Genomic DNA, 21,315 nt, shown 5'->3' on the forward strand with positions numbered 1-21,315 from the left:
ATCTTGTTTCAAAAGGTCACTTGAGTGAATTTCAGTCTCTGGAGTCCAGGGGTTTGAGCTGGATATTGCGGAACCAAACGGGCTGGCCCTCGGCTTGCAAGGCGAGGTGCCCAAAGGCGAGTTCGCGCGGGACCCCTCGTTCGCTCAACTCCTTGGTCGAGACGATGTGCCCCTGGGGATCGAGTTGGGGAGATTGGTAGCGGAGGACTTCTTTTCCATTCACGCGGTGGATGACTTGCTCGGATCCGTGGACCTCCAGCTCGATGCTGACCCATTCCTCCGCCGGGAAGGTGGGCGCGCTGGATTCCACGATGTGCTGGGTCACCAATTCTCCATTCTGCTCCAGATGGGTGCCGGGAGTGCAAACGTTTCCGGTAGGGCGGCGGCCATTTCCTTCGTCGGCAAGAAATTGGAATTCGAGGCTGACGGGGAAGGCTTGTTCCCGAGTCATGCTCTGCGGCGGTTGACTGTGGAACATGACGCCGCTGTTGAGATTCACGTAGTGAGGGGCATCGGGCATCATTTTCCCCGCAAAGCGGTATTCGAGCCGTAGGATGTAATGGGAATAGGCCAAATCGGTATAGAGGTGGCCGAATTGGTTCTCAAAGGCCTCGTAGTTCTCGTAGCTGGCTTTCAGGATGCCGTCTTCCACGACAAAGGTGTCGTGCAAATTGACTCCCAATTCGTGTTTGGCAAACTTCGGGGTCCAGCCACTTAAGTCTTTGCCATTGAAAAGGGATACCCAGCCCTCGTTTGTTGGGGAGGAGTCCTGGCCCCAGAGGGGAGAGAGTAGTAGCAGGGGACTGAGGGCGCGGGTAATGAGCTTCATCGCCATTCTCTATAGTCGAATTGCCGCTGGAGCCAAGCAGGGATGGGCCGCAGGACGTAATTGGGCGCGGTCCTGGGGGCCGAAAACATCTTTCTTGTCAGTAGGATGAAAAGCGGAATATAAAAAATTGTTAGAACAGCACGTATGATGAAAAAATACCTCTTTCCTGGTCTTGTCGGGCAGCTGGTCTGCGGCCTTTTGGGAGCGGCTCCCGATTCGGTGGACCCTGCCTTTGCGGCCTCTGCGGGTTCTTTCTATGAAGCCTCCGAGTTTGGAGGGGTCGCTTCCACTCTGGTGCAACCGGATGGAAAATTGCTGATTGGCTCCAATGAGATGCTCGCCGTGGGAGGCATCTACCCTTCATTGATTCGCTTCAATGGAGACGGTTCGGTGGACGAGACCTTTGCCGCTGATGACAATGCGGTGGGGGAGGGAAATGGCATTCGCTGGCAGGGGCAGGGTTGGCCGGAGGTGCATGCCCTCGGTTTGCAATCGGATGGTAAAATCATCGCTGCGGGGGTGATGAACAGTTACCGCGATGCGACGCTCACCGGCACGGAGTATCTCTCCAGCATCATCCGGTTTCAGGCCGACGGTTCCTATGACGAGACCTTTTTGGCCTACGGCACCCAGCCTGATGGCGGGCTCAATTATATCGAGGAAGTGACTGTGCAGCCGGATGACATGGTGATCTGCGTGGGCGGCTTCCGCGGCTTCCGGAATAAGGCCGATGCCTCCTACACCCCGCGCTACGGCATCGCTCGTCTCCAGGCCGACGGCTCTCTGGATAGTGGATTCGAGGTTCTGCCGGGTGATTTTGGTGTGCCTGCCGGGGCGACCAATATCTCGGGCTTCTTTCGCCATGCCGCCGTCGATGCCGGGGGAAAAATCTATGTGGTGGGCGAATGGTCCTGGGGAAACACCTTTCCCAAGGAGTCGCTTCCGGTCTTTGCCCGGCTTCACTCCAATGGCGCGCTCGATCCCGCCTTTCAAGCGGCGGTCCCGACTGGGATCGACTCATTCGAAAGTGTGGTGTTGGAGCCCAATGGGGAGATCACTCTGTTGGCTCGCAAGAGTGATAACACCAGCTACTTGGCTCGCTTTCAGCCCAACGGCCAGCTTTCGCCCTCCTTTTCCCTCGCGCCCGGTCTTTCTTATCTCGACGCCCGTCCCTTGCGCCGCGATCCGCAGGGTAAATTCATTCTCTCTTCGGCGGCTGGCTACGGGGCGGCGCGCGACACCCTGATTCGGTTGAATAACGACGGTTCGCTGGATGGGACTTTCCATCCCAGCGCAAGTTGGGTTGGGGTGGCCGAACGCACGGCCTACTTTTCCAGCGTGGTGACCGCCCCAAGCGGGCGCATTTTCTCGGGGTCGTTTTTCGACCGGGTGCAGGGCACGGAGACCGTCAAGATCGTTGCCTTTGAGGGGGAGTCCTTGCCAGCGGAGGTGGCGTGGGCGGCGACCGCGCCCCGGGTGGTGGAGTCGGCGGGCGTGCTTTCCCTCGTCGTGTATCGGTCGGGAGCGGCCACGAGTGCGGCCAGCGTCGATTATGCCTTTGCGGCGGGCAGTGCGGGAGCAGAAGATTTTTCGCCCGCCAGCGGCACTCTCACTTGGGCAGCGGGCGAAAGCGGACCCCGGGTGATGGCTTTGACCGTGCTTGATGACAATCTGACCGAGGGAGAGGAGTCCCTGACGGTGACCTTGTCCAATGCCAGTGGGATGGCCATCGCCGGTCCCGCCAGTGCGACGGTGACCTTGATTGATGACGAGACCGCGCCCACTCTGCTTTCCCAGCCCGCTTCGCTGACGGTCAAAGAAGGGCAGCCCGCTTCCTTCCGGGTGGTGGTGGAAAGTCCGGTCCCTCCGACTTACCAATGGTTCTTGGGCAGCGAGCCCGTTCCGGGGGCCACCGGGGCGAGTCTCTCGCTGGTTACTACTTCCTCCGCGCAGGCGGGAGATTACACCGTCGTGGTGAGCACGCCAGCGGGCTCGGTGACTTCGGCAGTGGCGACCTTGACCGTGCTTCCCCCGGCGGCGGCCTGGGATGCCACTTTCGCGGTGTCGGGGGTGACCCAGCCCGGAAGTTTCCAACTCTTGCCGGACGACTCCGTGCTGATGCTGGATGGCAATCACTTCGATGGCTACACTTTGCGGAAACTGGATTCGACCTTCACTGCCGACGAGACCTTCACGGTTACCACCACGCCGGCCAGCGGTTATCCGGAAAATCAGGCCTACCCTTCGCCCTTGGCTTTGCCCCAAGGGAAGTTTCTGGTGGAAGGGCGCTTTTCGCAAGTGAATGGGGAGGAGCGACTCTTCTTGGCGCGAATGAATGATGATGGCTCGGTGGATGCTGATTTCGTGCCCTTCTTCAATGACCCCTTCGAGATGCGAGGGTTCACGACGAGCATCCAGTTTCTCACCGGGGTGGAGGTCACGCCCACAGGCCAGGTTTACGTGATGGTTCGATCGGCTAGCCAAGGCAGCGGGCTCTTTCGCCTGACGGCGCAAGGAGCCATTGATGCCAGCTTCGCCCATGGCTTCAACTATTCCACCAATGCCGCTCTGCACGATCTAGTGGAATTGCCCGATGGCTCGATTCTGGTGGGCTTTGGGGCCGGAGGGTTCGGAACCTCCCAGCGGGGGATCCGTAAGATTCTGCCCGATGGTGCCATTGATCCCGCCTTTAGCGAAATCACGGGCTTGACCACCAGCGTCTCTGCTCTGCAGCTCTTGTCCGACGGGCGCTTCTTGGCAGCCATTGGCAATAGCTTGCGTGTTTACAGCGCGTCGGGAAGTTTGCAGGAGAGCTACACTTTCAGTGGCACGATCACCTCCCTGCAGTCTTATCGCGGCCGGATTTTGCTCACCGGGGTGACCGCGTATGAGGGAGTTCCTTTGCCTGGGCTGGCCTTGTTTTCGCTCGATGGTTCGGTGGACGACAATTTCCCCGGGGGAGCCGGTCCGAATGCCAACGTGGTCAATGTGCATCTCGATAGCCAAGGACGCATTGTGGTGCAGGGTGGTTTCACGACTTGGAATGGAAATCCCGCGCCCGGCTTGGCCCGTTTGCTGGTGGAGCGCGCCGAGGTCGCCTTCCAGACGCTCAGTGGGATGGTTTTGGAAAATGCCGGGACCTTCGCGTTGGAGCTGGTTCGCTATGGCGATGCGAGTGCGGCGGCTTCCGTGCGGGTCGTCAGCAACGAAGGCACGGCTCTGGCGGGCGCGGATTTTCAGGCGCTGGATGAGGTGGTGAGCTGGGCCGCTGGGGAGAGCGGTCCGCGCCTGGTGACCGTTACTTTGCTGGATGATAGTGACCTGGAGAGCGAGGAGGAGCTGAGTTTGCACTTGTCGGATCCCTCGGGAGTTCGGCTCGTGGCCGGTGACTTTACCCTGAGGCTCTTGGATGATGACTCCTTTCCCCAGATTGCCGAGCAGCCTTCTTCGCAACAGGTTTTGGCAGGTTCGGCGGCGAGTTTCACTGTGGTGGCCACCAGTCCGGTGGCGATGAGTTATCAGTGGTATTTTGAGGGAGACCTCTTGCCGGGGGCAACCGAGGCCACCTATGCCATCCCCGCTGCCAGCGAGGCGGAAGAAGGGGCCTATCACGTCGTGGTGAGCAATGAATTTGGAAGCACCCCCTCCGGGTCCGCTTCCTTGAGTATTCTGGCGGATCCAACGACGCGCTCTCCTCTTTTCACCGCTCCTGCTTCTCCGCCCTCGAGCGGAACCGTGGCCATCGTGGTGCCCGCTCCCGATGGAGGCGCTTATCTGGGCGGCTCCTTCCGCGACTTTGGCGGGAACGCTGATCGCGACTATCTGGCCAAGATTCACGAAGATGGCAGCCTCGACGAGAGCTTCCAGCCGCCGGTGCTCAGCAGCCAGGTGGAAGACCTGGTGGTGGCCCCCAATGGCGATCTCTTCGTGGTGGGGGGATTTCCCGGGCGCCTATTCAAGCTCGCTGCCGATGGCAGCGAGGATACCGCCTTTTCTGCCAATCGGGGGACCGGAGGTGACAATGGAGCCAATGCGGTGGGGCTTCTTCCCGATGGCTCGGTGATGGTGGCCGGGGACTTCCGGAGTTGGAATGGCACCGTGATTTCGGCCTTTAATGCACCGAACTCCCACCTCATCCGCCTCAATCCCGATGGCACCTTGCACCCGGCTCGTTATCCCAATCCCGGCCACAGCAACCACTACTTGCTGAACAGTGAGGAGCTGCTTGTTCTTCCCGATGGGAAAATCCTCCTCAGCTACGATCAGACAAGTGGGATTTATGCCAAAGTGCGCCTTTATGAGCCGGACGGAGCGGAAGTGACGAGTTTCGTCTATCCGTTTTCTTCCCGGCGTATCGACCACTTCGCACGCTTCAGCGATGGGGACTTTCTTTTCGCAGGGGATAACTTTCTCGCCAAGGTCGATGCCACGGGGGCGGTGGTCGCGAGCTACGATACGACGGTCGACTGGTTCTCGGCAGCCATTCAGTGGGATGGCAAAGTGATCGGTGCCCGCAATGCCAACCAGCTTCGTTTGCAACGCTTTCTCCCGGATCAACAGCTTGATGCGATTTACGATATGGGTAGTAAATTCAATGGCCACGTGGAGTCGGTGGCATTGCGAGCCGATGGCCGGCTTTGGGCCGCAGGGCAATTCTCCTCTTTCGATGGCAGTCCTGTTCCCCGGGTGGTTTTGTTGGAAAATGAGCTCGTTGATTTGGTGATCACCACTCACCCGGCGGACCTGATCCTCGATCCTGGCGAGACGGCCGTCTTCACCTGCGAGGCCGTGGGCACTTCCGAGCTGTTTTACCAGTGGGCAAAAAATGGCGAGCCCTTGCCCGGGGAGACGGCGGCTACCCTCACCCTTCCTCCCGTGGAGGAGGAGAACGAGGGCCGCTACACCTGCACGGTGACCAATGAGTCCGGCTTTGAGATTTCGCAAGAGGCTCGCCTCATCGTCTTGGGCGCGCCGGAAATCGTCAGCTTGTCGGAAGACGTCGTGGCCGTGGAGGGCAATGAGGTCACGCTGCGGGGGGAAGCCCTGGGCGCGGGCACCTTGAACTATCAGTGGCAGAAAAATGGCTCCAATTTGCCGGGAGAAACCCGTGCCACCCTGACCTTCTCGCCCGTGGGGCTGAGCGATCAAGCGGGTTATCGTTTGGTCGTGAGCAACGATTTGGGCTCGATCACCAGTGAGTCCGTGACGGTGACGGTGGACCCCAATTCTGCCGCCCCTCATCCTGACTTTGCGGCCCTCACCTTGCAGAGTGGCAGCATCTGGGCCATCCAGCCTCTACCCGGGGGCAACGTGCTCGTCGGCGGGGATTTCATCGCGCTCAGTGATGGGGTCAACACCTCGGGAGACCGGCTGGCGGTGGTCTCTCCGGCGGGTGAGGTCCTGAGTGGGAGCTCGCTGTCGGCCAACAAGACCGTCACCTCCTTTTACCGGCAGGAAGATGGCAAAATCCTCCTTGCGGGATCGTTCACGGCGGTCAATGGACAGGCCCGGGGCTTGGCGGCCCGGCTTAATGCCGATTGGACTCTCGATGAGAGCTTTGTCCCGGCGGGGGGAGGTGGGTTCTTTGCGGCGCAGGATATTCTGCAGGATGGCGATGGCAAAGTGCTGGTCTGCGGGGATTTCGCTGACTGGGGGGGAGCGGCCAATACCGCCTATCTGGCTCGCCTGAATGCCGATGGGAGCGTGGATCCTTCGTTCACTAGTTATGCGAACAGTTTCACCAAAAGCGTGGGTCTTTTTTCGGATGGTAAATACCTCATCGCGGGGTGGTTCGGGGACTACGGGGGCAGTGCCAGTGCCGACGGTCTCGTGCGCCTGAATGCGGATGGCAGCCTGGATGAGTCCCAGCTCTTCAATGCCACTTCTCACTTCTCAGGAAAGGCCTTCCTCTCTTCTTCGGGTGAGGTTTATTCGGCTCCGGCCTTCCAAAACGCCATTGTCAAATACAGCGCGGAAGGGGATTTGGAAGGTGGCTTTGCGGCTACGTTTGCCGCCAACGGCAAGACCTTGGCCTTTGCGGAAAAAGAGGGCGGGGGGCTCGTGCTCGCGGGCGATTTCACCATGGCTCATGGAGAGAGCTCCCTGCGCATTGCGTCTGTGCAAGCCGATGGCACGCGAGTGACCGCCTTCCAGAGCGGGAGCGGGTTCGATGCCTCGGTCAAGGCCTTGGCTGTCGCGGAGGATGGTTCCCTGTGGGTGGGGGGAGACTTTACGACTTACAATGGCCATTCCTTCCCGGGGCTCCTTCGTCTGCGCGGGGAGGCGGGGGCTACCGTGAGTGATCCCTGGGAGGACTTCGTGGCGGGGCTTCCTTCGGGCCAGCAGGGTGAGGATGGTGATCCCGACGGAGATGGCGTGCCCAATTTGCTGGAGTATGTCTATGGAACCGATCCGCTGGCGAGCAATCCCTATCCCCACATGGAAGGGGGACGGGCTTGGACGGGCAGTGCCATCAATGCTGCCGTGCCCGGAGCCGACCTGGACCCCGCTGCTCGCTATTGGACCATCGCTTTCCGCTTTCCCTACGATAGCAAAGGGGTGACCTTAACGCCGCAGGCCACGCGGAATCTGGCCGACTTCGAAGACGGATCTGCCCAGCTTACCCCCTTGGGGGAGCCGGTGCCGGAGGGCGACTTTTACCTGCAGCGCTACTACTTCACCCCCGATAGCCGCAGCGCGAGCCGGGGCTTCATGCGCTTGCGGGCCAGCCGCAACTAGGAGGCTGACGGGGGCGCAAAAGGCTCTGGTTCACTGCGCGAAGCGTTGTCGCAGATGGGCCAGATAGTCGCTCCCCTCGGTGGGGCGGCCGGTGGCGGTCGTCATGAGGTCTTGGGGCAGAAGGGTCGCCCCGCGGGCGTGGATAGTTTCCCGGAGCCAGGCGAGCAGGGGTTGGTAGTCGGCTTTTGCGAGGGCCGAGGCGATGGCGGGCTCTTGCCGCGCGGTGTGGAAGAGCTGCGCGGCATTGAGATTGCCCAGCGAGTAGGTGGGGAAGTAGCCCAGTCCGCCCATCGACCAATGGATATCCTGCAGGCAGCCCTCGGCATCATTTTCCGGAGTCATGCCAAAGAGCTCGGTGAAGCGGGAGTTCCACGCCTCCGGCACATCCTTGACGGCCAATTCGCCCCGGAGGAGTTGGCGCTCCAGCTCGAATCGGAGGAGAATGTGCAGATCGTAGGTTGCTTCGTCCGCTTCCACGCGCACGAAGGAGTATTGGGAGCGGTTGATGGCGGCGAGAAAGTCGTCTAGTGCGATAGCGCGCAAATGGGGGAAGCACTCTTGGGCGCGCGGCAGCCATTTTTCCCAGAAAGGGCGGGAGCGGCCGACGTGGTTTTCCCAGAGGCGCGACTGCGACTCATGAATGCCGAGTGAGACGGAATCGCCTGAAGGAAGGTGGGCTTCGCTGGCGGGCAGGCCTTGCTCGTAGAGGCCGTGGCCAGCCTCGTGGAGGACGCCGAAGAGCGAGGAGGCAAAGTCATTCTCATCGTAACGGGTCGTCAGGCGGACATCCTTCGGTCCCAAGGTGGTGCAGAAGGGGTGGGTGGTGGTGTCGATGCGGCCGGAGGTGAAGTCGAAGCCCAGCGATTTGGCGATTTCCCGATTGAGAGTTTGTTGTTTGTCGATGGGGGCGGGCCCATGGAGGAGGTCGCCGGGAATGTGTTGGGAAGAGGCCACCGCTTCGGCCGCCACCGCTACCAGGTCGTTGCGGAGAGAGTCGAAGAGAGTGACCACTTCCGTCGTGGTGGTTCCTCTTTCGTAACCGGCGAGGAGAGCCGTGTAGGGCTCGTCGGGGTAGCCCCAGCGATCGGCCTTCTCGCGGGCGATGGCCAGCAAGTTTTCCAAATGGGGGGCAAAGGCGTCGAAGTCGTTATCGCGCCGGGCCTTGGCCCACGCGGCCTTGGCGAGCGAAGAGGTCTCCGAATCCCGTTCCACCAGCTGCTGGGGAATGCGGGTGGTGCGCTCGAAGTGGTGGCGCAGTTCGCGGAGGTTGGCCGCTTGCTCCGGGAGAGCTTCTTCCTCGGCGGCTTCGAGAGCTCGGCGATAGTCGTCATTGCTACCGAGCTGGTGCACCTTGCCCGCAAGCAGGGAAAGCTGCGCCGCGCGGTGCGGCACCCCGTTTTCTGGGAGAAAGGTTTCCTGATCCCAGCCCAGAGTGGCGGCGGCGGTGGCGTAGAGATGTTTCTCGCGAAGAAGGGCAGAGAGCTGGTCAAAGGCGGACATGGCGAAACCCTAGCGGATGGGGGATCGTTTGGGTATTCCTTTTCCCTGTCAAATCAGGAGAAGCGGTTCGCTTGTTAGAGGGGGCCGTTGATCGCGCCTTGCAGGCCCCAGACCTCGCGCTCTCCGGCGAGGGCGACGAGTTCCACTTCTTTCTCGTCGCCGGGCTCGAAGCGGATAGCGGTGCCGGCCAGGATATTGAGCCGGAAGCCGCGCGCCTCCTCGCGGGGGAAGGCGAGTTTACTATTGACCTCGTAGAAATGAAAATGGCTGCCCACCTGGATGGGGCGGTCGCCGGTGTTGGCGACGACGAGGGTTTTGGTAGCCAAGCCCTCGTTGGCGGCGAGGGGTTCGCGGTCGGCGGGGATGATTTCTCCGGGTTTCATGGACGCTTATTGCACGGGGTTGTGAACGGTGACCAGTTTGGTGCCGTCGGGGAAGGTGGCTTCCACCTGGACCTCGTGGATCATCTCCGCGATGCCCTCCATCACGTCGTCGCGACTCAGGATGCGGGTGCCTTCGTCCATCAGCTCGGCGACCGATTTGCCATCGCGGGCTCCCTCGATCACTTCGTAGGTGATGATGGCGACCGCTTCCGGATAGTTCAGCTTGAGGCCTCGGGCCTGGCGGCGCCGCGCGAGGTCGGCGGCGACGACGATCATGAGTTTTTCGCGTTCGCGGGGAGTCAGGTGCATGGCTCTTCAGACGCTGAGATACTGCGCCACAAGTTCGTCGGAGAGAAGGCTAATCTCGCCGCTTTCCACCACCGAGCCGCGCTCCATGATGCAGAAGTGATCGGAGACCGATTTGGCGAAGTCGAGGTATTGCTCGACAAGGAGAATGGTCATGTTTCCCGCCTTTTTGAGGTAGATGATGGCGTCTTCGATCTGGTCGATGATGGAGGGTTGGATGCCCTCGGTGGGTTCGTCGAGAATGAGGAGGCTGGGATTGGTGAGGAGGGCGCGTCCGATGGCAAGTTGCTGTTGTTGGCCGCCGGAGAGGACCCCGCCTTTGCGTTCCCGCATCTCGGCCAGGACGGGAAAGAGTTCGAAGACTTCGTCGAGTCGATCGCGCGCGGCTTGGCCATGCACGCTGAGGCTGACTTTGAGATTTTCCCAGATAGTGAGGTTGGGAAAAATGTCGCGCCCCTGGGGGACATAGCCGAGCCCGGCGCGGGCCCGTTTTTCGGTGTTCATCCCCTTGAGGGACTGTCCGTCGAAGGTGAGATCGCCTTCGCCGAGGGGAACGAGCCCCATGATGGCCTTGAGCGAGGTGGTCTTGCCCACCCCGTTGCGACCGAGGAGGGAGACCACCGAGTTGGCGGGGGCGGTGAAGGAGACTCCACGGAGGATGAGGGATTCGTCGTAGGAGACGTGGACGTTGTCGAGGGTGAGTTTGGCGGGTGCGCTCATGCGGCTTCGGTGTGTTTTTGGCGTCCGAGATAGACTTCTTTGACGGTGGGATCGTTGGCTACCTGGTCGAAGGAGCCTTCCTTGAGGACGTGGCCCTGGTGAAGGACGGTCACTTTGCGGGCGATTTGACGGACGAACTCCATATCGTGCTCCACGACGACGACGCTGTGTTTTCCTTCCAGGCTGAGGAGGAGTTCGCCGGTGCGCTCGGTCTCGTCGTCACTCATCCCGGCGGCAGGTTCGTCGACGAGGAGGATGCGCGGTTTTTGGGCCAGCAACATCCCGATTTCGAGCCATTGCTTTTGCCCGTGGGAAAGACTGCCCGCCAGCTCGTCCTGGCGGTCAGCGAGCCGGATGGTCTCGAGCACTTCTTCGATGGCATCGCGGTCTTCTTGGGTTTCATGGTAAAAAATGGCCTTCAAGACACTGCGGTCGCGGTTGAGCGAGAGGAGGATGTTCTCGCGCACGGTGTGCTGGGTGAAGACGCTGGGGGTTTGGAATTTGCGGGAAATGCCAAGGCGATTGATCTGGTATTCGCGGAGCTTGGTGAGGTCGAGGTCGTGGCCGTCGGCCTGGTGAAAGGTCAGGGTGCCTTCATCGGGGCGGGTGCGCCCGGTGATGAGGTCCATGAAGGTGCTTTTGCCCGCGCCATTGGGGCCAATGACGGTGCGCAGTTCGCCTTCCCCGAGGTAAAAGTTGAGGTCGTTGATGGCCTTGAAGCCATCGAAGGATTTGTTCACTCCCTCCACGGAGAGCGTGAGGTCGGTGTCGCGATAGAGAACGGCCATCAGTTATTTTCTACGAGGGTTTTGGAGTCGGAGTGGGCGGCCCGGTAGGATTTCACATAGCCCACCACCTTGTGATAGAGGCCGACGATGCCATCGGGCATGAAGAGGACCACCACCACGAAGAGGAGACCGAGGATGATGAGCCAGTATTCCGGGAAGGCCCGGGTGCTCCAGCTTTTGAGGAGGCTCACCAGAATGGCACCGATGACGGGACCGAACTTGGTGCCGCGTCCTCCCACGGCGACCCAGACCACAATGTCGAGGCCTTTGGAAGGCTTCATTTCCTCGGGATTGATGATTCCGGCCTGGGGGACGTAGAGAGCGCCCGCGAGACCGGCGATGATGGCGCTGAGGACGAAGATGAAGACCTTGTAATGGGTCGAGGAATAGCCCGAGAAACGCACGCGGTTTTCAGAGTCGCGAATGGCGCGCTGCACTTGGCCGAACTTGGTCTTCAGGAGCCAGGAAAGCCCCCAGTAGACGGCGAGGAGGAGCACGCCGGAGGCGATGAAGAGGGCCCGGGTGGTGCTGTCGTCACGGATGTCGGCTCCGAAGATGAACTTGAAGTCGGTGAAGCCGTTGTTCCCGCCGAAGGTGAAGTCGTTGCGGAAAAACATCAGGGTGGCGGCGTAGGTGAGGGCCTGCGTCAGGATGGAGAAGTAGACGCCCTTGATGCGGGAGCGGAAGGCGAGGGTCCCGAAGATGAAGGCGACCAGGCCGGGCACGACCATGGCGGCGAAAATGGCGAACCAGGGATTGTAGAAGGGCTTCCAGTGCAGGGGCAACTCCTTGTAGCCGAGGAAGACCATGAAGTCGGGGAGGGTGCTTTGGTAGGACCCGAGTTCCCCGATCATGAGCATGAGATACATCCCGAAGGCATAGCCGCCGAGGGCGAAGAAGAGGCATTGCCCGAGGCAGAGGAGCCCGGTGTAGCCCCAGAGCATGTTCAAGCTCATGGCCAGCACCGCGTAGCAGAGATATTTGCCCCAGACCCCGAGTTGGAAGCTGGAGAGCACTCCCATTCCATTGAGGATGGGGAAGGCGGCGATGAAGACGGCGAGAAGCGCAAAGGTGATCCATTCCCCCCGGTTGTTGAAGGGTCTGGCCAGATTGGAAAAAGGTGAGCTGGCGTTCATGGTTTGTTAGTCTTCGAGGCTGCGGGAACGGGCCGGGAAGATTCCTCCGGGCTTGAATTGAAGGAAAAGGATGATGCCGAGGAGGACGGTGATTTTGCCCATCACCGGGCCGAAGAGGGGCTGGAGGCCCTGGTCCACCACTCCGATGCCGAGCGAGGAGATGGCGGCTCCGAAGAGATTGCCGACTCCTCCCACCACGACCACCATGAAGCTATCCACGATGTAGGTTTGTCCCATGGAGGGGCCCACGTTGCCGATTTGGGAGAGAAAGGCTCCCGCCAATCCGGCGAGACCGGATCCGAAGGCAAAGGTGAGCATGTTGACGCGGGCGGAAGAGACCCCCAGGCAGGAAGACATCTGGCGATTCTGCATGGTGGCGCGCACATGCAGACCCCAGTTGGTTTTGGTCAGCAAAAGCCAAGTCACGACCACCACAAGCGCGGCGAAGATAATGAGGGAAATACGGTTGTAAGAGAGGGAGATGCCCCAGAGCTCGTAACTGCCCGAGAGCCAGCCGGGGGAGGCCACCGCGACATTGGCGGCTCCGAACTTGAGGCGGAAGACCTGCTGGAGAATCATGGAAACACCCCAGGTGGCGAGGAGGGATTCCAAGGGGCGTTTGTAGAGAAATTGGATGAGGCCTTTCTCGAGGCCGGCCCCCACGAGGGCGGAAGCGAGGAAGGCGATGGGCAGGGCAATGATGAAATACCACTGGAAAGCCGCCGAATCGGGGCCGTATTGGGTGAGAAAGAAATTCTGCACCAGATAGGTGGTGTAGCCACCGATAGCGATGAACTCGCCGTGGGCCATGTTGATGACGCCCATTTGGCCAAAGGTGATGGCCAGACCGTAGGCCACGAGGAGGAGAACGGAGCCTGTGCTGAGGCCGCGCACCAGGGTGCCGGCGATCTCGACAATTTTCTGGTGGTCGTCGATTTTGCGGAGGGCGGTGGTGATGGCGGCTTCAAAGTCGGCGAGATTGTCGGGAGCGGTCTCCTGTTTCTCGCTGAGCAGTTTTTCAAGAAAGTCGCGGGCGGGGTAGCTCTTCATTTCTCCGAGCTTGCTCACCGCCGCCAGTTGTTCGTCGGGGGTGCCATTCTTGAGCTCGGAAATCCACAGGGCTTCTTGGAAGGCCTTTTTGACTTTCTTGTCTTCCTGCTTGGGAGTGAGCTCCCGCAGATCGGGCAGGTATTCTTCGTTTTGGCTGAGGCCGAGCTTTTCGGCGGCGGCGATGCGCTTGTTGAGATCAGGCGAGCGCAGGTCGAGGACATCGACGATGCGTTTGAGAGTTTTGCGCAGACTGCGGCTGGCGCGGGAGATTTTGACCTCTTCCGAAGCGGTCGCGGCTTTGCCGGTCAAAAGGTCGACGTAGGAGTCTTCGCTTGTTTCGAGGAGAACGCGGGGTCCGGCAGGAGTCTCGTCAATGCTGACCTTGCCCAGGCGCCAGGCTTCCACGACCTCGCCGATGATGGGTTCGCCGCGTTCCCGCAATTCGGCGATGGCTTGCTCCTGGGCGTCGTCCTCAAGGAGGATGACTTGGGAGAGAATCTTGCGGGTCGAGAGTTCGTCCTGGGCGGATAAAGAAGAGAGGCACAGGAAGAATGGCAGGAGATAGAGTAAAGTTCTCAATGTGGCAAAGAGTTGGGCGAGAGCCAGGTTGTTGGGAGAGGAAAGGATGCCCCCGCCAAGGGGATTGACGGAGGCATCCTCATAGTCAGCAACTCAACCAAAGGAAGAGTGAGGGGGTGGGCCTTCCAGACAGAAGAGGGTTCTTATTCGGAGAAGGTGCCTTTGAGGAAGGGCTCTCCTTCCACATTCTCAATGGAGTCGATGACCAGGAACTGGCCTGTCTCCAGAGTTTCGCCGATGTAGACGTTTTTGGTCAGGTGGTGATTCTCCTGCGAGGTCACCGTGCCGCCGGGGCCATCGAAGCTGACGCCTTCTTTGAGGGCTGCCATCACTTTCTTGGGGTCAAAGCTCTCGGCTTTCTCAACGGCAGCTTTCCAGAGGTAAACGCCGTTGTAGGAGAGGACCATGGGCGAGCAGGTGACGCGGTCGTCCTTGACGATTCCCGGCACGTCGGTTTCCTTCAGCCAGGCTTGGAAGTCCGCTTTGAACTTCTCGTTGGCCGGGGTGTCGAGGGACATGAAGTAGGTCCAGCAGCCAAGGTGGCCGACGAGGTCCTTGGCGGGCAGGGAGCGGAATTCGTCCTCGGAAAGGGAGAAGGAGACCACCGGGCAATCTTCGGAGGTGAGACCGGAGGCCGCGAATTCTTTGAAGAAGGGCACATTGGCATCCCCGTTGATGGTGTTGATGACACAGGCATCGCCAGAGGCCGCGAACTTCTTGATGTCAGCTACGATTTGTTGGAAATCGCTGTGCCCGAAGGGAGTGTAGTTTCCGGCGGAAATGACCTCGCCATCGGCATCCTTGCGTAAACCACCTCCGATGTTCTCCACCGGAATGCCCTTCGACTGAAGGTATTCAAAGAGAACCAGGTTGGTGGTCTGGGGATAAACGTAGTCGGTGCCGATGAGATAAAACTTCTCGTAACCCTCCTCGAGGAGGAAGTCGACCGCAGGAATGGCCTGCTGGTTGACGGCCTCGGCGGTGTAGAAAATGTTCGGCGACATTTCTTCGCCCTCGTATTGCACGGGGTAAAAGAGGAGGCCGTTGTATTTCTCGTAAACCGGCAAGACCGACTTGCGCGAGACGGAGGTCCAGCAGCCGAAGGTGACCGCGACTTCATCCTGGGCGAGAAGCTGTTCCGCTTTTTCCGCGAAGAGCGGCCAGTCGGAGGCTCCGTCGACGACTACGGGTTCGATTTTCTTGCCCATCACGCCTCCGGCTTCGTTGATTTCGTCGAAGGTGAAGAGGAGAATGTCGCGCAGCGAGGTCTCCGAGATGGCCATCGTGCCGCTCAGGGAGTGAAGGACGCCGACTTTGACCGAGTCCTCGGCAAGGGCCATACCCGCCAGAGCGAGACTGGCGGAGGCAATGGTTTTGTTAAGGAGATTCATGTAGAATGGAAGTGGCTAGGAGTTGCTTGTTAGAAGCTGAAAGAGATGCCTGAGCCGAAGGTCAAGAAGTCATCTTCTGAGTTGCCGATCACGTCTTCGTCAGTGAAGTAATAAGTCAAGCTTCCGTAAACGGCCACGGTGTCGGTGAGGGCATAGGTCAGGCTGGCACCCAAGGTGGCGTAGCCGAATCCGGAATCCTCGGTATGGAATTCAGTGGCGGCGAAGGCGACCGAGGAGGAGAGGCCAAGGGCGACTTTCTCACTCAGGGCGAATTCGTGGCTGATTTCCCCAACGAGGAACGTTCCCTCTTCCCCTCCGCTCGCACCTGCCCCCAGACGCTGGTGAACAGTGAAGGAAGGATTGAGGAAGGTGTTCAGGCTCAATCCGAGGTCGAGAATTTCTTCCGAGGTGCCACCGTATTGCCAGTTCTGGAAAGTCGCGCTCACCGAACCAAAGCCCAAGTCGTAGCTGGCCCCGAACCAGACATCGGTCTCGACGGCCTCGAAGGAACCGGTCTGGTTATTCACATCCATCCATACCCCGGCATTGAGGGTCACTCCTTCGCAGAGCACGTAGTCAACGCTAAGGGAGGGGTTGAAGATGAAGTCGGGTTCATCACTTTCGCCCCAAACATTGAAACCATAAGAAACGAAGTGAGAGTTCGCGTCCAGGGCGAGGGTGGCAGATAAGTCTCCGACTTCCGCTTGAGAGGTCTGAGAGATAGCGAATGAAAGCGCAAAGATGCTAATGGTCTTTTTCATCGTGTGTTTTGGCAATTCCGGATATCCCGGTTGTGCAGAGCAATTGCATCTACTGTGCCAACACAATGAGTAGGTTTTTCTCTCGTTGTAATCTATTGTTTTTTAGAGGTATTAATCTTTTCTGAATAGCTAGATAAAGTCTATATTGTAAAATATAAATGATAAATCTGAAGGCCCTTTTTCGATAGTGCCTGTGTGTTCTCAGGCGGGTCCGGAGCAGGTCAGTGCGCGATCTGGGGCCAGAAGGTGTCCCAGTCGAAGGGGCGGGAGAATTCGCCGTGGTGGCAAGTTTTGCAGTCTCCGGCTCCGAGAGGGCGGAAGCGGAAGCTGGGTTCTTCTCCGGCCAGCCAGCTCTCGACATGGGCGCTGCCGGGGCCGTGACAGGATTCGCAGCCGACGTCGACCAGTTTTTCCGCGCCGAAGCTGCGCCGGTAACCGGAAGGCTCGCCAAACCCGACGGTGTGGCAGCCGATGCAGGTGGGGTCGGCTTGGGAGTCGCGTTGCACGAGGGTGGCGAAGGCATGGCCGTGACCGGACTTTTGCCAGATTTCGGTCTCCTCAAGGTGACATTGGGCGCAGGCCTGGCTGCCCAGGTAGCGGGCGGTGGGGGTGACGCCGGGGATGAGATTGGGGTCGTTTCGCTCCGGAGCGTCGATGTCGAGGGTGGCGGTGCTGATGTATTCCCGGAATTCGGCGGAGAGGGCGGCGATTTCGGAATCCTGGGGGACTTCGGGGTAGAGCATGTGGATGTCGAAGGCTTCCTCTTGCAGGCGGCCTTCTTTGCGGCGAAAGGCAATCTGCCCCACCGTGCGGGCTTCGTTGGTGGTGAAGACGAGAAGGGATTGGTTGACGGATTGGGCTTTTTGGGAAGCTTGTCGGACATCGCCACCGATGATGAGGGCGAACTCGTAAAAGTCCTTGGCGAGTTGCTGCATTTCGTCCTCCCGGGCAAAGGCGAGGAGGATGATTTCGTCGCACTGGGCCTGGAGGCTGGGCAAATGGCGGGAGATGGCGTCGTGGAGGGACAGGATGGCGAGGCCTTCGCCGGGAGTGGGGACAGAGCTGGGGGAGAGAACCCCAAGAAGACCGATGCGGCGGCCTTGGTGGTCGATGACGAGGGAGGGAGGAGCCAGCGGGGCGCGGGTGGCGGTATCGACGAGGGAGGCGCTGAGCAGGGGAACTTCCGCTTGGGCGAGAATGGTGCGCAGGGTTTGCGCGGGGAGGCGGGCTTCGCTGGCTCCGAGGTTGAGGGCTTGGTAGCCCATGGTGCGGTAGGCCTCGCGCAGGTAGCGATACTGGATGACGTGGTAGTCCTGCTCGCCGCCGAGAGCTCCGCCGATGTCGACGAGGAGAGAGTCTTTCTTGCGGTTTTTCTTTAGCCAAGATTGGGCCCGGGTGAGGCCGCCGAGCTGACCAGTGAAGCAGCCGCAGGGCTCCAGGCGGCCATTGGTGTCGCAGGTGAAGTAGACGGTGAGGGGGGGAGTCTCGCGGGCGGGTTCCCGGGTGAAGTGAACGAGGATGGCGAGGCCGGCCCCGACGAGGACGAAGAGGGTGAGGGCGGCGGCGAGGACGGGCTTCGACATGGCGGGAAAGGAGCGGGATGAACTTAGTAAACGAGGGCGTAGACGAGAGCGTTGACGTTGATCTCCCGCGAGTTGCGGAGCTCGTTGCCGCCACAGCAGCAGCAGCCTTTGGCATTGCCGGCGTTGTTGAGGCCTTCGGGGGAGTAGAGAATGGCGAGGCGGCCATTGACGTGGACTCCGTGGAGCTTGATGTGGCCCACGCGGCTGCCGGCATCGAGATGGGTGATGGTGTGGACCATGGAGAAGAGTTCGTGGTCCATCTCGATGGGCTCCAGGGGGTGGGCGGGGAAGATGGCGGCCAGTTCCCGCTTGAAGGCGGCGTTCCATTTTTGGTCGGAGCAGCCGGGGCTGACGATGATGAACCCGCCATTCATGACGTAGCGCTTGAGATTGGCTCGTTCGGCTTCATTGAGCTGGAATGTCCCCTCGCCGGTGAAGATGCAGAGGGGGGTGCGGAAGACTTCCTCGCTGGCCAGCTTGATGCGGTCGAATTCGGGGTCGATGTCGAGTCCGGTCTCGCGGGCGGCATCGCTGAGGAAGGTGTTGGCGAAGCAGACCGAGGTTTGGTTTTTGCCATAGACCAGGTTGCCGCAGGTGATGGTGGTGGGATTGGCGCTGAGGGGGAGAGCGAGGCTGGCGAGGAGGAGGGTGTGTCGAATCATGGTTCCGTGGGGTTGGGGGTTCGGGTGAGGGCGCGGAAGTAGGCTTCCGTCAGATTTTCGTATTCTTGTAAAGTGGCTTGGCTTTCGGGAGTTTGGGTTTCGCGGCTGCTGGCTTCCTGCTCGCTTTCGGCGCGATTGCTTTCGACTCGGGCGAGGGGTTGGCCGGACTGGCCGAAGTTCCCCCGGGTTCCGGCTTGTCCGGCCAAGGTGCGCCCGATGGGACCGAGGAGGAGGGAGCGGCCGCCGAGGAGTCCCATTTGTTGGCCGGGCATGATTCCGGTGGCGAAGGAGCCGCCTTGACCCATGCCGGAGCTGCCCTGGGAGCCAGGGTTGAAGCAGAGGGAGTCCATCATTTGCTGGAAATTCTGCCCCGGCGGGCTGTCCAGCGAGAGAGAGAGGTAGTGGTCGAGCTCGCTCTGTCCCTGGCCCTGGCATTGGGAGCAGGAGCTCATCAGGGATTCCATTTTTTGCTGCAAGTCGGAGGCCTGGGCGTGCGATTGGCTGCCCTTGCCGCTGAGCATGCTTTGCGAGCTTTCCCGCCCGAGGGGAGGGAGGTTGTGGTGGCCGATGGCGTCGGCCAGCTCGCGGGCGCTTTGGGAGGCTTTGGGAAAATCCTCTTCGGCGGCCCCGGCGTGGCGGCGCAGTTTTTCCTGCAGGTCCTGCAGCCGGGTGGCCACTTCCCGCTGGCGACCCGCCATCTCCTGCAGGGAAAGGCGGTCGGCGGGGGAAAGTTCGGGCTGGTTCTCGAAGCGGGCGGTTTGTTCGGCGAGGGTTTTCTGCTCTTCGTAGAGGGCCTTGAACTCGTTGACGTCCTTGATCAGCTCGTGCAGGGCGGCGAGGTCGGCCAGGGGCTCGCGGATGGCTTCTTCCCCTTGCTGCTGCTCTTGGCCGAGGCGGGCCAGTTGCTCGCGGGCGGCTTGAGCGGAGTCGCGGGCGTCCCGGGCTGCGGCGTTGTCCTGGTCGTTTTGCGCTGCGGATTGGGTGATGGCTTGGGCCATCTCGCGCAGGTGTTGGTGGAGGTTTTCCTCGAAGTCGTAGACGGGAGTTTGCCCCGCCATCTCCTCCATGCCCCGGGCGGTTTCGCGGAGCTGCTCATTGAGCGCTTCCTGGGCCTCTTGCAACTGGTTCCACTCCTTTTTCTCCGCCTCTGAGAGTTCACCCTGGGCCTCGCGTTGGGCCAATTTTTCCAGTTTTTCGGCGAGACGCTCTTGTTCCCGCAACTGGGAGTGGAGCTGGTCGAGGAGTTGCTCGTAGGCCCCGGCAATTTGGGCGACATCGGCCTGGCGACGGAGAAACTGTTGGTATTGCTCTTCGGAAATCACTTCCAGACGGCGCATCTCGGTGCGGGTCAGGTGGGGGTCGGGGCAATTGTCGATGGCTTCGGCAAAGAAAGTGATCACTTGCCCCGGGCGCGCCCCCAACTGGTTGAGCTGGATGGTGCGGCGGAATTGCTCCCGTCGCGGTCCCACGCCGGAAAAGTCCTCGCTGAGGGCGGCCAGCGGCTGGTCGTCGACAGCGGGGAGCAGCCGCAGAGTGCGCAGGCCGTAGTCATCGGAGGCGGCGACCTCGATGAGGAGTTCGTGATTTTCCACCACAAAAGAATCCTCCTGCGGTTGGGAAAAGCTGAGCGAGGGAGGGAGATCCTCGCTGACGGTGAGGGAGCTGTGCGCGGTGTCCTCCGCCGGACGGCCTTCTTCGTCGCGCAGGGCAAAGTGAAAACGGCCGGACTCGCGAACCGTGAGGGTGGCCACCGCCGTGGAGGTCTTGCCGCCTGGCAGGGGCTTCAGTTCCTGGGAATCGGAGGCTCCTTCGCTGGTGGTGAGGGTGAGTTCCCCGGTGCCGAGGGGGCGATTGGATTGGACCGCGAAGGTGAGGGTGGAGCCCTGCAGGGCCTGCAGGGTGGTGAAGCGGAAGGGTTGCTCGCGGGCGGGCAATCCGGTGTAGGCGGGTGGGGTGATGGTGACCTGGGCGTCCTCGATGCGGGGATTGAGCAGGACCGCGAGGTGGCGCTGTTTGCTCAGGCTGCGCTCATTGGGGGTGTGGGCGGTCAGCACGAGGGGAGCCTGGACATCTTCCAGCACCGCGAGGTAGAGCCCGTCGCCTCGGGTGGAGAGAGGGATTTCGCGCGGGCGGCGGGAGCCATCCCGGGGTTGGACCCGGAGGAAGAGTTCCTCCGGCAAGTGGCCCTTGGCCTTCACCTCAATGCGGGTGGATTCGCCGTAGACCACTTCGAGGCCATCGTGATTGGGTTTGGAGATTTCCAGCCAAGTGAAAGAGAGGGGCGGGTGATCGCCGTGGGGATGGAGGAAGCGGAGGAACTGGCGGCGGCCGGCTTCTCCCAGCAGGAGGGGCAGGAGAAGAAAGAAGGCCGTTACGAGCAGGGCCCGCTTGGCTTCGCGCTTGAGGAAAGGGGCGCGGGCCTGGGCCCGAATCTCGGCAGTATCGAGGTCGCGGGTGGCATCGGTGACCGCTTGTTGGGCCAGCTCGCGGGTGAGGGGACTGAGGCGGGAGTCGGTGGCTTGGTCGTGGAGTTCGAGAAGGTTGGTCAGTTTGCTGCCGAAGGCGCGGTGGCGTTTTTCGAGGATTCCGGCCATCGCCTGGGCCGCGGGGCGGGCGCAGAGAGCGATCAGGAAGGCGGTCAGGAGGAGTAGGAAGAGGGTTCCAAGGAGGGTCAGGCTCAGGCCGGACCGGGTGCCGGGGCCGAAGTGGAGAAGGATGTCGGCGAGGCAAAGGAGGAGGAAGGCCGCGAGCAGGAATTTGACCGCGCGCAGGAGCAGGAGGAGGGCGCGATGGCAGGCGTGGGTGGACGCGGCCTGGCGCAGGGCCTCCAGCACGGAGGAGCGGTTGCGGTGTTGGGGAGAAGAGCTCATGGTGGCAGGGAATGGCAGA

14 protein-coding genes are annotated in these 21,315 nt (G+C 60.8%); 1 reads left to right on the top strand and 13 read right to left on the bottom strand.

The genetic code is table 11. The annotated features are described in order from the left end of the window. Positions 1-31: 31 nt before the first annotated feature. Positions 32-829 carry a 3-keto-disaccharide hydrolase gene (locus JIN78_RS03200; protein WP_200390487.1) on the bottom strand — a complete coding sequence of 266 codons (798 nt, stop codon included), beginning with the start codon at positions 827-829 and terminating at the stop codon, positions 32-34. 147 nt (positions 830-976) lie between these two features. On the opposite strand from JIN78_RS03200, the gene JIN78_RS03205 reads away from it, so the two are divergent. Continuing rightward, positions 977-7,567, top strand: coding sequence for an immunoglobulin domain-containing protein (locus tag JIN78_RS03205; RefSeq protein ID WP_200390488.1), 6,591 nt, complete (start codon positions 977-979; stop codon positions 7,565-7,567). A gap of 30 nt (positions 7,568-7,597) precedes the next feature. On the opposite strand, the gene JIN78_RS03210 is transcribed toward JIN78_RS03205, so the two are convergent. From JIN78_RS03210 to JIN78_RS03265, 12 genes are all read right to left on the bottom strand, one after another. Next, positions 7,598-9,067: a carboxypeptidase M32 gene (locus JIN78_RS03210; protein WP_200390489.1), complete on the bottom strand. Its 1,470-nt coding sequence runs from the start codon at positions 9,065-9,067 to the stop codon at positions 7,598-7,600. A 74-nt stretch (positions 9,068-9,141) separates the two neighbouring features. Continuing rightward, a complete protein-coding gene (locus JIN78_RS03215; RefSeq protein WP_200390490.1) occupies positions 9,142-9,450 on the bottom strand; it encodes an urease subunit beta in 309 nt (102 codons plus the stop codon). A gap of 6 nt (positions 9,451-9,456) precedes the next feature. Next, positions 9,457-9,759: an urease subunit gamma gene (locus JIN78_RS03220; RefSeq protein ID WP_200390491.1), complete on the bottom strand. Its 303-nt coding sequence runs from the start codon at positions 9,757-9,759 to the stop codon at positions 9,457-9,459. Between the two features lie 6 nt (positions 9,760-9,765). Further along, the gene (urtE, locus tag JIN78_RS03225; RefSeq protein ID WP_200390492.1) at positions 9,766-10,476 is read right to left on the bottom strand and encodes an urea ABC transporter ATP-binding subunit UrtE; all 711 of its coding nucleotides are present in this window, start codon (positions 10,474-10,476) and stop codon (positions 9,766-9,768) included. Continuing rightward, positions 10,473-11,264: an urea ABC transporter ATP-binding protein UrtD gene (gene urtD, locus JIN78_RS03230; RefSeq protein ID WP_200390493.1), complete on the bottom strand. Its 792-nt coding sequence runs from the start codon at positions 11,262-11,264 to the stop codon at positions 10,473-10,475. Before urtD ends, urtE begins: the two co-directional genes overlap by 4 nt. After that, positions 11,264-12,400 carry an urea ABC transporter permease subunit UrtC gene (urtC, locus tag JIN78_RS03235; protein ID WP_200390494.1) on the bottom strand — a complete coding sequence of 379 codons (1,137 nt, stop codon included), beginning with the start codon at positions 12,398-12,400 and terminating at the stop codon, positions 11,264-11,266. The genes urtD and urtC overlap by 1 nt, the downstream gene beginning before the upstream one ends. Positions 12,401-12,406: 6 nt before the next feature. Beyond that, on the bottom strand, positions 12,407-14,029 hold the full coding sequence (urtB, locus tag JIN78_RS03240; protein ID WP_200390495.1) for an urea ABC transporter permease subunit UrtB: 1,623 nt from the start codon (positions 14,027-14,029) through the stop codon (positions 12,407-12,409). A gap of 143 nt (positions 14,030-14,172) precedes the next feature. After that, on the bottom strand, positions 14,173-15,420 hold the full coding sequence (locus tag JIN78_RS03245) for a transporter substrate-binding protein (protein ID WP_200390496.1): 1,248 nt from the start codon (positions 15,418-15,420) through the stop codon (positions 14,173-14,175). A 29-nt stretch (positions 15,421-15,449) separates the two neighbouring features. Then, positions 15,450-16,181, bottom strand: coding sequence for a hypothetical protein (locus JIN78_RS03250; protein ID WP_200390497.1), 732 nt, complete (start codon positions 16,179-16,181; stop codon positions 15,450-15,452). A gap of 221 nt (positions 16,182-16,402) precedes the next feature. Next, on the bottom strand, positions 16,403-17,764 hold the full coding sequence (locus JIN78_RS03255) for a multiheme c-type cytochrome (protein ID WP_200390498.1): 1,362 nt from the start codon (positions 17,762-17,764) through the stop codon (positions 16,403-16,405). Positions 17,765-17,787: 23 nt separating this feature from the next. Beyond that, positions 17,788-18,426 carry a DUF4159 domain-containing protein gene (locus tag JIN78_RS03260; RefSeq protein ID WP_200390499.1) on the bottom strand — a complete coding sequence of 213 codons (639 nt, stop codon included), beginning with the start codon at positions 18,424-18,426 and terminating at the stop codon, positions 17,788-17,790. After that, the gene (locus tag JIN78_RS03265; RefSeq protein WP_200390500.1) at positions 18,423-21,296 is read right to left on the bottom strand and encodes a DUF4175 family protein; all 2,874 of its coding nucleotides are present in this window, start codon (positions 21,294-21,296) and stop codon (positions 18,423-18,425) included. Before JIN78_RS03265 ends, JIN78_RS03260 begins: the two co-directional genes overlap by 4 nt. Positions 21,297-21,315: the final 19 nt, after the last annotated feature.

It is taken from the genome of Roseibacillus ishigakijimensis, from assembly GCF_016595415.1.
GTDB classification, from domain to species: domain Bacteria; phylum Verrucomicrobiota; class Verrucomicrobiia; order Verrucomicrobiales; family Akkermansiaceae; genus Roseibacillus; species Roseibacillus ishigakijimensis.

What these genes read in the sequence shown, in the direction of transcription:
- JIN78_RS03200 (WP_200390487.1), bottom strand. Translation starts at nt 829, where the DNA reads ATGAAGCTCATTACCCGCGCCCTCAGTCCCCTGCTACTACTCTCTCCC.
- JIN78_RS03205 (WP_200390488.1), top strand. Translation starts at nt 977, where the DNA reads ATGAAAAAATACCTCTTTCCTGGTCTTGTCGGGCAGCTGGTCTGCGGC.
- JIN78_RS03210 (WP_200390489.1), bottom strand. Translation starts at nt 9,067, where the DNA reads ATGTCCGCCTTTGACCAGCTCTCTGCCCTTCTTCGCGAGAAACATCTC.
- JIN78_RS03215 (WP_200390490.1), bottom strand. Translation starts at nt 9,450, where the DNA reads ATGAAACCCGGAGAAATCATCCCCGCCGACCGCGAACCCCTCGCCGCC.
- JIN78_RS03220 (WP_200390491.1), bottom strand. Translation starts at nt 9,759, where the DNA reads ATGCACCTGACTCCCCGCGAACGCGAAAAACTCATGATCGTCGTCGCC.
- urtE (WP_200390492.1), bottom strand. Translation starts at nt 10,476, where the DNA reads ATGAGCGCACCCGCCAAACTCACCCTCGACAACGTCCACGTCTCCTAC.
- urtD (WP_200390493.1), bottom strand. Translation starts at nt 11,264, where the DNA reads ATGGCCGTTCTCTATCGCGACACCGACCTCACGCTCTCCGTGGAGGGA.
- urtC (WP_200390494.1), bottom strand. Translation starts at nt 12,400, where the DNA reads ATGAACGCCAGCTCACCTTTTTCCAATCTGGCCAGACCCTTCAACAAC.
- JIN78_RS03245 (WP_200390496.1), bottom strand. Translation starts at nt 15,420, where the DNA reads ATGAATCTCCTTAACAAAACCATTGCCTCCGCCAGTCTCGCTCTGGCG.
- JIN78_RS03250 (WP_200390497.1), bottom strand. Translation starts at nt 16,181, where the DNA reads ATGAAAAAGACCATTAGCATCTTTGCGCTTTCATTCGCTATCTCTCAG.
- JIN78_RS03255 (WP_200390498.1), bottom strand. Translation starts at nt 17,764, where the DNA reads ATGTCGAAGCCCGTCCTCGCCGCCGCCCTCACCCTCTTCGTCCTCGTC.
- JIN78_RS03260 (WP_200390499.1), bottom strand. Translation starts at nt 18,426, where the DNA reads ATGATTCGACACACCCTCCTCCTCGCCAGCCTCGCTCTCCCCCTCAGC.
- JIN78_RS03265 (WP_200390500.1), bottom strand. Translation starts at nt 21,296, where the DNA reads ATGAGCTCTTCTCCCCAACACCGCAACCGCTCCTCCGTGCTGGAGGCC.